At 54.1% G+C, this 11,104-nt stretch carries 13 protein-coding genes and 1 pseudogene; 7 read left to right on the top strand and 7 right to left on the bottom strand.

All coding sequences use genetic code 11. The features are described from left to right. On the top strand, positions 1 to 209 hold a 209-nt coding region (locus K5905_RS16800), incomplete at its 5' end, for a GNAT family N-acetyltransferase (RefSeq protein ID WP_297585901.1). 24 nt (positions 210 to 233) lie between these two features. Here K5905_RS16800 and irrA read toward each other — a convergent pair. Then, complete coding sequence (gene irrA, locus K5905_RS16795) at positions 234 to 665, bottom strand: iron response transcriptional regulator IrrA (protein ID WP_297585900.1); 432 nt, start codon at positions 663 to 665, stop codon at positions 234 to 236. Positions 666 to 1,000: 335 nt separating this feature from the next. On the opposite strand from irrA, the gene fabA reads away from it, so the two are divergent. From fabA to fabI, 3 genes are all read left to right on the top strand, one after another. Further along, complete coding sequence (gene fabA / locus K5905_RS16790; protein WP_297585899.1) at positions 1,001 to 1,507, top strand: 3-hydroxyacyl-[acyl-carrier-protein] dehydratase FabA; 507 nt, start codon at positions 1,001 to 1,003, stop codon at positions 1,505 to 1,507. Positions 1,508 to 1,648: 141 nt separating this feature from the next. Continuing rightward, complete coding sequence (gene fabB, locus K5905_RS16785; protein WP_297585897.1) at positions 1,649 to 2,872, top strand: beta-ketoacyl-ACP synthase I; 1,224 nt, start codon at positions 1,649 to 1,651, stop codon at positions 2,870 to 2,872. 10 nt (positions 2,873 to 2,882) lie between these two features. Further along, positions 2,883 to 3,695: an enoyl-ACP reductase FabI gene (fabI, locus tag K5905_RS16780; protein WP_297585895.1), complete on the top strand. Its 813-nt coding sequence runs from the start codon at positions 2,883 to 2,885 to the stop codon at positions 3,693 to 3,695. Positions 3,696 to 3,770: 75 nt separating this feature from the next. Here fabI and K5905_RS16775 read toward each other — a convergent pair whose 3' ends face one another. Then, complete coding sequence (locus K5905_RS16775) at positions 3,771 to 4,310, bottom strand: SH3 domain-containing protein (protein WP_297585894.1); 540 nt, start codon at positions 4,308 to 4,310, stop codon at positions 3,771 to 3,773. 246 nt (positions 4,311 to 4,556) lie between these two features. On the opposite strand from K5905_RS16775, the gene K5905_RS16770 reads away from it, so the two are divergent. Together K5905_RS16770 and K5905_RS16765 are read left to right on the top strand one after the other, a co-directional pair. Next, positions 4,557 to 5,543 (top strand): D-glycerate dehydrogenase, encoded by a 987-nt coding sequence (locus K5905_RS16770; protein ID WP_297585892.1) that lies wholly within the window; start codon positions 4,557 to 4,559, stop codon positions 5,541 to 5,543. Between the two features lie 21 nt (positions 5,544 to 5,564). After that, positions 5,565 to 6,449 carry an aminoglycoside phosphotransferase family protein gene (locus K5905_RS16765; protein WP_297585890.1) on the top strand — a complete coding sequence of 295 codons (885 nt, stop codon included), beginning with the start codon at positions 5,565 to 5,567 and terminating at the stop codon, positions 6,447 to 6,449. Between the two features lie 192 nt (positions 6,450 to 6,641). On the opposite strand, the gene dnaQ is transcribed toward K5905_RS16765, so the two are convergent. The 5 genes and pseudogenes from dnaQ to K5905_RS16740 form a co-directional block, all read right to left on the bottom strand. Next, positions 6,642 to 7,364: a DNA polymerase III subunit epsilon gene (dnaQ, locus tag K5905_RS16760; RefSeq protein WP_297585889.1), complete on the bottom strand. Its 723-nt coding sequence runs from the start codon at positions 7,362 to 7,364 to the stop codon at positions 6,642 to 6,644. A gap of 88 nt (positions 7,365 to 7,452) precedes the next feature. Then, positions 7,453 to 8,040, bottom strand: a complete 588-nt coding sequence (coaE, locus tag K5905_RS16755; protein ID WP_297585888.1) for a dephospho-CoA kinase — start codon at positions 8,038 to 8,040, stop codon at positions 7,453 to 7,455. Then, entirely contained in the window at positions 8,037 to 8,885 is an 849-nt protein-coding gene (locus K5905_RS16750) for a shikimate dehydrogenase (protein WP_297585887.1), read from the bottom strand. Before K5905_RS16750 ends, coaE begins: the two co-directional genes overlap by 4 nt. Then, on the bottom strand, positions 8,882 to 9,475 hold the full coding sequence (locus tag K5905_RS16745) for a Maf-like protein (protein WP_297585886.1): 594 nt from the start codon (positions 9,473 to 9,475) through the stop codon (positions 8,882 to 8,884). The genes K5905_RS16750 and K5905_RS16745 overlap by 4 nt, the downstream gene beginning before the upstream one ends. A gap of 10 nt (positions 9,476 to 9,485) precedes the next feature. Further along, positions 9,486 to 10,348 (bottom strand): annotated as a pseudogene (locus K5905_RS16740) (pyruvate, water dikinase regulatory protein). 424 nt (positions 10,349 to 10,772) lie between these two features. On the opposite strand from K5905_RS16740, the gene K5905_RS16735 reads away from it, so the two are divergent. Beyond that, on the top strand, positions 10,773 to 11,104 hold a 332-nt coding region (locus tag K5905_RS16735), incomplete at its 3' end, for a uroporphyrinogen decarboxylase family protein (protein ID WP_297585885.1).

Here is an 11,104-nt window from a genome sequence, read left to right as displayed (position 1 = left end):
AGGCGGGATTGGCGGTTCTGGATTTCGTTGAAAGGGAACTGAAACTACGCACAATCTGCGCAATCACTCATCCGGAAAACACGCGCTCGGCCAACCTTCTCAAGAAAATCGGCTTCGAGGCGGACGGACAGCGCCATCTCACCGAAATCGGGTCGACTGCAGACTACTATTTATGGAAATTGCGTTACGTCGAAACGGGTTTGGCGTGAAGCAGAGGCACGAAGGCCTCGATATTATTGTTTTTCCCGCACTCGCACGACCACATCAACCCGAACCACTTCCATGCCTTCAGGCGCCCGGGGCAGTTTCCCGATCCCGACGCCTTCACCTGGAATATCGATCACCCGGTTTTCACCTTCGATGAAGAAATGATGGTGATCGGAAACGTTGGTGTCGAAATAGGTCTTGTTGCCTTCGATGGCGACTTCCCGCAGCAGGCCGGCCTCGGTGAACTGGTGCAGCGTATTGTAAACTGTCGCTAGCGACACCGGCACATCGGCGTCGACCGCTTCTTCGTGAAGCAACTCTGCGGAAACGTGGCGATCTCCCTTGGAATACAGAATTTCAGCCAGCGACACACGTTGGCGCGTCGGCCGCAATCCAGCCGTTCGCAGCATATCGGTCACATCTTTACCGGCGGTATCCGTCAGCATGCGTGTCGTCATTCCAAATCGATCCAAGTCTAAAGCCTTGTTTCCAATAGATTTTTCTCGTCTGCATCCTATTGGTCAAGAACTTGTTTCAACAGACATTCACCTATATCTGCCATTTCTTGTACCCAATATGCAAGTTTTTCACGCGGCAATTGGAACTCGCGGGCATCCGGAATTGCCAAAGTTCATACTCAAATCATTCAAAAAGGGCAGAAAAGCCCGCGATGTAGCGCAAGTCACATCTTTCGGTCATGGTTCCCCTGTGTTAGGAAGGCGCCATAAACGAACCAAAAACAACCCGTCCACCTTTGGGGGACTAGGGTAGGATACAAGAAAACGGATCTTGAATGACCGAGCGCCGCTCCAGCTACGACTACGAAGCTCTACTCGCCTGCGGCCGCGGCGAGTTGTTTGGCCCTGGCAACGCCCAATTGCCTCTTCCTCCGATGCTGATGTTCGACCGGATTACGGATATTTCCGAAACCGGTGGCGAATATGACAAGGGTTATGCCCGCGCCGAGTTCGACATCAAACCGGACCTGTGGTTCTTCCCGTGTCATTTCCAGGGTAACCCAGTTATGCCGGGGTGTCTGGGTCTTGACGCCATGTGGCAGCTGACAGGGTTCTATCTTGGCTGGCTCGGTCTTCCTGGAAAAGGCATGGCGCTTTCCACCGGCGAGATCAAATTCAAGGGTATGGTCACACCTGACGTGAAAAAGGTCGAATATGGTGTGGACTTCAAACGGATCATGAAGGGCCGACTGGTTCTGGGCATCGCCGATGGCTGGCTGAAAGCCGACGGCGAACAGATCTACAAGGCAACCGATTTGCGCGTTGGCCTGGCGAAAACCTAAAGGCGCTATTTAGTCACTATCGAATTGAACCGGCGTTTCTTATTATTCGGAAGCGCCGGTTTGCGCATTATGTAAGGGTCAAGCAGGCAAAAACTCAATTCAAAAGCCTTGCCGTACCCGAGAAGAAAGTAGGAGACCGCAATGAGACGCGTTGTCGTCACCGGGATCGGAATCGTGTCGTCCATCGGATCGAACGCACAAGAAGTTCTGGCAAGCCTCCGAGAGGGCAAATCCGGTATCAGTTTTGCTCCCGACTATGCCGAACATGGCTTCCGGAGCCAGGTTCAAGGCAAACCGGATGTCGATATTCCGTCTCTGATCGACAAACGTCAGCTTCGCTTCATGGGCGACGGCGCGGCATATAACTACATTGCCATGCAACAGGCGATCGCAGATAGCGGCCTGGAAGAAAACGACGTTTCCAACACCCGGACCGGTCTGATTATGGGTTCCGGTGGCCCGTCGACCAAAAATCTGTTCCAGGCACACCAGATTGTTCTGGAAAAAGGATCTCCGAAGCGCATGGGTCCCTTCATGGTGACCCGTGGCATGAGCTCGACCAACTCTGCCTGCCTGGCAACGCCGTTCAAGATCAAGGGGATCAACTATTCGATCACCTCTGCCTGCTCCACGTCTGCACACTGTATCGGTTCGGCAACCGAGCAGATCCAGTTCGGCAAGCAGGATGTGATGTTCGCCGGCGGCGGCGAAGAGCTGGACTGGACGCTGTCCTGCCTGTTCGACGCCATGGGTGCGATGTCCTCCAAGTACAACGACACACCTGAAACGGCTTCGCGTGCCTATGATGCGACCCGCGACGGCTTCGTGATCGCTGGCGGTGGTGGTGTTGTCGTTCTGGAAGAACTGGAACATGCCAAGGCGCGCGGCGCGAAGATCTACGCTGAAGTAACCGGATATGCGGCCAATTCCGACGGCTACGACATGGTTGCTCCGTCCGGTGAAGGCGGAGAGCGCTGCATGCGGCTTGCCATTGAAACCATTGGCGAGCGCAAGGTCGACTACATCAACACACACGGCACATCGACACCGGTCGGCGATGTCGGCGAGATTGAAGCCATTCGGCGGGTCTTCGGCGAAAACCAGCCGCCGGCGTCTTCCACGAAATCACTGACCGGGCACAGCCTTGGTGCAACCGGCGTTCAGGAAGCTATCTATTGCCTGCTCATGCTGCAGAACGACTTCATGACGGCATCCGCCAATATCACCGAGCTCGATCCAGCCTTGAGCAAGGACGAGATTGTCATGGAGCGTGTCGATAACGCCGGTCTCGATACCGTGCTCTCCAACAGCTTCGGTTTCGGAGGCACCAACGCCTCCCTAGCACTGTCGCGCTACCACGGCTGAGGAGAAATTCATGTCTGAAATGATGAAGGGCAAACGCGGCCTGATCATGGGCGTTGCCAACGATCACTCCATTGCCTGGGGCATTGCCAAAACCCTGGCCGATCATGGTGCTGAACTCGCCTTTACCTATCAGGGCGATGCTTTCGGGAAGCGCACCAAACCACTGGCCGATTCCGTCGGGTCGAACATTCTGTTGCCGTGTGATGTCGAGGACATCGATTCTGTCGATGCCGTATTCAACACCCTCAAGGAAGAATGGGGCAGCATCGACTTTCTGGTGCATGCCATCGCGTTTTCCGACAAGTCGGAGCTCCGCGGTAAATTTGCCGATACAACGCGGGAAAACTTCACCCGCACGATGCTGATTTCCTGCTTCTCATTCACGGAAATCGCCAAACGCGCAGCGGAACTGATGACTGACGGCGGTTCCATGATAACGCTCACTTATGGCGGTTCCACCAAAGTGATGCCGAACTACAACGTCATGGGTGTCGCGAAAGCGGCACTTGAATCATCCGTGCGTTATCTGGCGGTGGATTACGGCGAGCAGAACATTCGCGTTAACGCGATTTCGGCCGGTCCGGTCCGGACACTTGCAGGCTCTGGCGTTTCCGACGCACGTCTGATGTTCAACTTCCAGAAACGCAATTCACCGCTTTGCCGGACAGTCTCTCTTGATGAAATCGGTGGCACCGGTCTCTATCTGCTGTCTGATCTTTCCGGTGGTGTCACTGGCGAAGTCCACTTTGTCGACAGCGGCTACAACATCATGTCGATGCCACGCCTGGAAGAGTTGAAGGCGCAGGAAACCAAAGTCGATTAGGCCTTGGGACATTTGCAAATACAAAAAGGCGGTCCGTTGGCCGCCTTTTTCATGTCCGGCAACAATCAAATCGGATCAGTCCTCGATCAATTCGTCCGGATAAACACCGAAGAGCCGTGTCTGATCGAGCCAGCCGTCGTAAGTGCTGCCGTTGACACGGCACCACCCGCCGGCACATTCGGTAATTGAGGTCAGAACAAAGGGTTCAAGTTCCGCGACGATATCGGCGTCGGAACGAGACCGCGCGCGAAGTGGGGTGCGGTCTGACTTTTCCCAGGGTGTTACCAGAGCCGTGCGCCGGCCTGACAGCAATGAGTGAAACACCCAGCCTTGCTTGCCTTCCCAGTCGCGGATACGGCGCCAGTTTTCAAATTCCTGAATGATCTCGACAGGTAACCCCGACTGGACGAACGTCCAGGCTATTCCGTGTTCCCTGGAAGGGCCCAGACGCACATTGACACGGTCGGATTTCAAACTGACGAACCGCGGAATGGGTAGACCGGTAACGCCCGTGGTCGTTCCCTGTGTTGCTGCGGGATGGGATGTTCCGAAAATTCCGGCAAATATTACAATTATTGCCAGCAAGGTGCGGGTACCTGGAGTCGAACGTGCCATATTGTCCGGTAGTCCAATTGTTATTGATCGTTACTTGAAGCAAACCTGTACAGAAAAACAGGCGCGAAAACCAGCAGGCCGATTCTTGACTGCTGACAATGCACGATGAATGAAACCGATCCCTTGTTTCTGCCGGACCATCTGGTAAGGAAAAGGGTGTGGTCTCTTCCGCTCGCGCAACGCGCAGCGTAAAGGTGAATCCGTTGAGGTTAATAAAGTCTCAACGCAGCGCGAAAGGCAGTTGATATGGCGAAAAAGAAGCCTGTCGTTGTTGTGACCCGGAAGCTTCCGGATGTTGTCGAAACCCGGATGCGTGAGCTTTTTGAAACGCGTCTCAATGAAAATGACAGGCCTTTTAGTCAGGCAGAACTGGTGGAAGCGGTCAGAACAGCGGATGTTCTGGTGCCAACAGTTACCGACCGAATCGATTCCTCCGTGCTCAGCCAGGCTGGTGAGAATCTCAAATTGATCGCCAATTTCGGAAACGGTGTCGACAATATCGATGTCGTTTCCGCAAACAATCGCGGCATCAACGTCACCAACACACCGGGTGTCCTGACCGAAGATACCGCGGACATGACCATGGCATTGATCCTGTCGGTGCCGCGGCGTCTTGCCACAGGCATCAAGGCGCTGGAAGGCGGTGACTGGGCGGGCTGGTCTCCAACCTGGATGCTAGGGCACCGGATCTGGGGCAAACGGCTCGGCATTATCGGCATGGGTCGAATTGGTCAGGCAGTTGCCCGGCGCGCAAAAGCCTTTGGCATGTCGATCCACTATCACAACCGGCGACGGGTCTCAGACGAGATTGAAGAGGAACTGGAAGCAACCTTCTGGGAAAGTCTCGACCAGATGCTGGCGCGCATGGATGTGGTCTCGGTCCATTGCCCTCATACGCCCGGAACCTTTCACCTGCTGTCTGCCAGACGGTTGAAGCTCCTGAAACAGGACGCTTATGTGGTCAACACCGCTCGCGGCGAAGTCATTGATGAAAACGCGCTGATCCGCATGCTGGAAGCCGGTGAGCTTGCCGGTGCCGGTCTCGACGTTTTCGAACACGAACCAGCGGTCAATCCGAAGTTGGTCAAACTCGAAAACGTTGTGCTGTTGCCGCATATGGGCTCGGCTACAATCGAGGGTCGGATCGAAATGGGCGAGAAAGTGATCATCAACATCAAGACGTTCATGGACGGTCACCGGCCGCCGGACCGCGTCCTGCCGTCTATGTTGTAACTTGCAATAACGAGACATTGTTTGAACGACATCCAGCCAGACTTCCCCTTTCGAATTCCTGAAAAACTGCTGTGGCTCAGGCAGAAGGAGGCAGGGAGGACATGGCTGGATCGCCTTCCAGATCTCTTCAGAACCGCCAGATCCAGATTTGACCTCGACAGTGTCGGGCAACCGTTTTCCGGCGGATACGTCTCTTTTGTCCTGCCTGCGAAACGGGGGCCGGACGACGTCATCCTGAAACTTCAGTTTGTGCATCGCGAATCCCGATTTGAAGCTGATGCGCTCAGACACTGGAACGGTCTGGGAGCGTGCCGGCTTCTCGGCCATGATCCCGAGATCGGAGCGATGCTGCTGGAACGCTGTCGCCCGGGCAGCTATCTCGCAGAAGCACCAGAGACCGATCAGCTTGGAGTCCTGGCAGATTTGCTAAGAAAACTGCTGGTTCCTGCAGGCGATCCGTTTTTGTCGCTTATAGAAGAATCCACCAGCTGGATTTCGTCCCTCGAAAAAGACTGGCTCAATGCGGGCAAACCTTGCGAAAGATATCTGGTGGACTTCGCTGTCTCTGCGCTGAAAGAGCTGAATTCCACAGAGACAGAGCAAGTTCTGCTGCACCAGGATCTTCACGGCCACAACGTCTTGTCCGCCGATCGGGAGCCATGGCTGGCAATTGACCCGAAGCCGCTGGTGGGCGATCCCGCCTTTGCCCTTAGTCCGATCGTACGTAGCTTTGAATTCGGACACACAAGAGAAGCAGCCCGCTTTCGTCTTGATCGGCTATCCGAAGAGCTGGCGCTGGACCGGGAGCGCGCGAGGCTCTGGACGGTCGGACAGACCATGGCCTGGGCATTTGACAGTGCCTATTCAGAAAGGCATTTCGAAACAACAAGATGGCTCATGGACTAGATCATACGCGCGTCTAGCAGACTGCAATGAGGCAGCAGTTCGAAGCCGTTTTTGCGTTCCGTCGGGACGATGTGAATTTGTTTGGATACGAAGCACTAAACCGCTGGAAACCGACAGCTTTTCAAAGTTCAACAACAAAACAGCCGGGTAAATTCACCCCTTCAATCGCAGCCTTTGGTACGAGTGTAAAACCTAGTCTTTTGGACCGGCGTATTTTTCCCACAGCGCATTTTCGCCCATGCCTTCAATGAAGGCCTTGTGGGCGCTGTATTCAGTGTCCGTCATAGGCCGTGAAAGTGGCGCCGGGCGCTGTTTGGCATTGAAGGTGCCAAGTTCACCCGGCTCGGCCGATGTAGCACTTCCGGAAGACATATCTTCCTCCGGCATCAAACCAAGCGCCTTTTGTCGACCGCCTATCAGCTCCAGATAGACTTCGGCCAGAATTTCCGCATCGAGCAGCGCGCCGTGTTTGACGCGTTTGGAATTGTCGATGCCATAGCGCGAGCAGAGTGCATCAAGCGAATTCGGGCCTGTCGGTCGCTTGCGCCGGGCAATTTCCAGCGTATCGATCACCTGGCTGTTAGGGATCGTCCTGCGGCCGACCTTCTCAAGTTCGAAGTTGATGAAGCCCATGTCGAAAGCGGCGTTGTGAATGACCAGTGTCGCGTCACCAACAAATTCCAGAAATTCATCTGCGACCTGCTCAAACAAAGGTTTGTCGGACAGAAATTTCTCGGACAGCCCATGAACCCGAAAAGCTTCTTCCGGCATATCCCGCTGCGGGTTGATATAGACGTGGTAGACGTTTCCGGTGGGAATATGGTTGATCAGCTCAACGCCGCCAATTTCCACCAGGCGATCACCGCCGCGCGGATTAAGACCCGTAGTTTCCGTATCGAAGGAGATTTCGCGCATTTTTTGCCTTTTGCCTCTTCCATCAATGTGCAGCTTGGCCGCGCGGAGGCAAGTCTGGCCGCTGTTTTTCCCCGGTCTTCGTTGACATTTATGCATCCGCGGAGAGTTTGCCCAGGATTTCATCCACACGCTGCTCGGCAGCTTCAACGCCATATCCGGTATCGACCAGAAAATCGGCCCGGCGACGCTTTTCCGCATCCGGCATTTGTTTGTTCAATATGGAAAGAAACCGCGCTTCGTTCATGCCGGGACGCGCCAGCACGCGTTGCCGCTGAATTTCGGCATCCGCAGTAACCACGACGGTAACGTCGACACGGTCTTGTCCTCCGGTTTCAAACAGAAGAGGAATATCCAGCAACACGATTTCATTGCCGTCAGCCCTGGCTTCTTCCAAAAACCGCTGCTCTTCCTCCTGCACCAGCGGATGCACGATCTTCTCAAGGCGCTGCATAGCCTCCGTGTTGCCCAGCACCTGTTTTGACAACAAGGCACGGTCGACCTTGCCGTCGATCACGGTCCCGGGAAACTCAGCTTCTATCAGCGGTGCCGCCCGGCCTTCGTAAAGGCCGTGAACGACCGCATCAGCATCATGAACGGGAACACCTCTGGCGGCGAACATTTTGGCCGTGGTCGACTTGCCCATGCCGATCGAACCGGTCAGACCAATGCGGATCACGCTGACACTCCAAGATCTTCCAGTATCAAGGCTCTCAGTGTGTCATCCACTTCCGGCCGAACACCGAACCATCGTTCAAAGCCCGGGACTGCCTGATGCAGCAGCATTCCAAGTCCATCCACTGTTGGGTTGCCTCTGGCAGCGGCGTTTTTAAGCAAATCTGTTTCCAAAGGCACGTAAACGATATCGGTGACAAGTGCCGTTGTCGGCAAAGGTGCGAGATCTATTTCAAGTGGCGGCTTTCCGGTCATTCCAAGTGATGTCGTGTTGACCAGAAGATCTGCTTCTTCAAGCAATTTCCCCAACTTTTCCCAACCATGCGCAATTGTTTTGGAACCAAATTCATCGGCTATTCGTTGTGCTTTTTCCTGCGTACGGTTCACGATATGCACAGTTGTGAACTTTCGCGAAAGCAACGCCCAGACAATCGCTCGGGCCGCACCGCCCGCTCCAAGGACGAGAGCCGTTCCAGGTGCGTTGTCCCAATCCGGCGACAGCTGATCAAGATTTCCCAAAAAGCCCAAACCGTCGGTATTCGCGCCGCAGAGTTTTCCGCTTTCATCAAGCCAGAGCGTGTTTGCAGCACCCATTGTTCTGGCCGCTTCGTCGAGCCAATCGCAGCTTGCCGCCGCCGTTTCCTTGTGAGGCACCGTGACATTTGCCCCGATCAGACCCGAGGCAGAAAAATTCCGGTAAAACGCTTCAGCCGTTTCCGGAGCGACGTCCACACGGCCATATTCTCCGGCAAGACCGTGTTTTTTCAGCCAGTAGCCATGGATCAATGGCGATCTTGAATGAGCGACCGGATGTCCGGTAATAGCCGCCTTGGGAAAAATATTGCTCATGTTTCGATGATCCCAAGCGTCCGCAACTCGGCAAGCAGCGGCAACATGGGCAGTCCGAGAATGGTGAAATAGTCACCCTCGATCTTTTCGAACAGCTGAATTCCAATGCCTTCCAACTGATAGGCACCCACGCTTGAAAGAACCGAATTGCCGGCATCGGCTAGGTAATGTCCGATAAAAGTCGGCGTCAGGTCGCGCATTGTGAGACGCGCCGTTGAAACGTGTCTCCAGATTGCTTCACCATTTCTGGACATCACCACGGCCGAATGAAGCTCATGCGTTTTTCCGGAAAATGTGAGCAACTGTCGACGGGCAGCTTCCATATCGTCCGGCTTGGTCCGGCGTTCACCGTCAAATGCCAGGATCTGATCGGCACCGACCACGAGATCACCGGATCTGCGACCGCTGACATCATTCGCCTTCGCCTCTGCCAGAACGCTGGCCAGGTCTTCCGGCAGAAAGCCTGCCTTCAATAGAGGTGCCTCCACGGCACGTTCATCGACATCTGCAGGATCGACGTCGATCGCCAGGCCGGCATTTTGCATCAATTCCGCGCGGATTTTGCTTCCGCTCGCCAGAACAAGTGCCATGGTGTACCTCTCAAATGTTGGCCGAACTTTCTGCTTCCGAGATATCGTCCTGCTCGGCTTTGTAATCCTTGAAAAGGGTCAAAATTTCAGCAGCCGTTTCCTCGACCGACCGCCGGGTGACATCAATCAGCGGCCATTCCTGTTCCGAGCAGAGCCGCCGTGTCATGTTGATTTCCTGCGAAATCTCCTTCCGGTCGACATAGGTATCGTTGTAGCCGTCCGAATTGAGCGACAGCACGCGGTTTCGCCGAATCTGCTGGATACGCTCAACGGATGCGATCAATCCGACGATCATCGGCTTTTTCAGGCTCTTCACATGTTCCGGTAATGGAATACCGGGAACAAGCGGTACATTCGCAGCCTTGATGCCCCGGTTTGCAAGATAGATGCATGTCGGGGTCTTTGACGTCCTTGAGATACCGATCAAAACGATATCGGCGGATTCAAGATCGTCCCAAACCTGGCCGTCGTCATGCATCATCGTGTAATTGAGCGCTTCCATGCGACGGAAATACTCGGCGTCCAATTCGTGCTGCCCGCCAATGCGATGGGTCTGGGTCACGTTGAGATAGGACTGAAACACAGCAAAAACCGGATCCAATATATTCACGAACGGCACGCCGAGTTCGCGGCATTTGTGCTCCAGCCGTTTTGCGATCTCGTCATCGACCAGCGTGTAAAGGACAATGCCCGGCGCGTTTTCGATTTCGCTGATAACGCGATCCAGCTGCTTGGGCGACCGCACGAGAGGATAGACATGCTCTATTTCCTGAACATTGTCATACTGGACCGTCGCCGCACGGGCCACGGTCATCAGCGTTTCGCCGGTAGAGTCACGAGATGCAGATGGAAGTAGTGTCTCGACTTGTTCACGATGTCATCCCCAGACCTGTTGATGAAATGGGAGTCATCTCCCTGTCACTGTCCTTAGCACGAAGTTTATGCACGCTTGGCAGGATTTATTAACAAAGCTTAAAGACGCGCAAACTGACTCCGAAACGGTTGTGGGTCGATGTGGATTCACAAGGGAGCTGTGACATATCGACAGATTATCCACCAGCGCCCAATTTCTTAACGAAAGGTAAACACTCTCACAAGTGACTGTAATAAAGAAACTAATTTTGTTATCGACTCCTGGGGAGTGTTTCAACTGAACAATAGCTTCGATTTTTCCCGACGAGAAAATTGAGCTTATGCATTGTGGATAGAAAATGATCCCGGTAATCCACGCACAAATATAAAAAACAGATTCAAAATAAGAATCTTATTAGATTTGAAATGTGGGAAAGGCGACCTCATGAAATCCCAAGACAGATCCGTGATGCGGGTGCTCTCCGGAGAAAAGCTATGGCCACCTCCCATCTGGATGATGCGCCAGGCCGGACGCTATCTTCCCGAATACAGGAAAGTCAGAGCCAAGGCGTCAAACTTCCTCGACTTCTGCTATTCCCCCGATCTTGCAACAGAGGTCACACTCCAGCCGATCCGTCGGTATGGTTTTGATGCAAGCATACTGTTTTCGGACATCTTCGTCGTACCCGACGCCATCGGATATCCGGTTCTTTTTGAAGAAGGACGAGGTCCGGTTCTGGAACCGCTTTCTTCAGATCTTATCGATCGCCTCGAACA

The sequence above is a fragment of the Roseibium sp. genome (assembly GCF_025698965.1).
Taxonomy (GTDB): Bacteria; Pseudomonadota; Alphaproteobacteria; order Rhizobiales; family Stappiaceae; genus Roseibium.
Note: the sequence above shows the minus strand (reverse complement) of the source record. Positions and strands in the feature narration are given on the sequence as shown.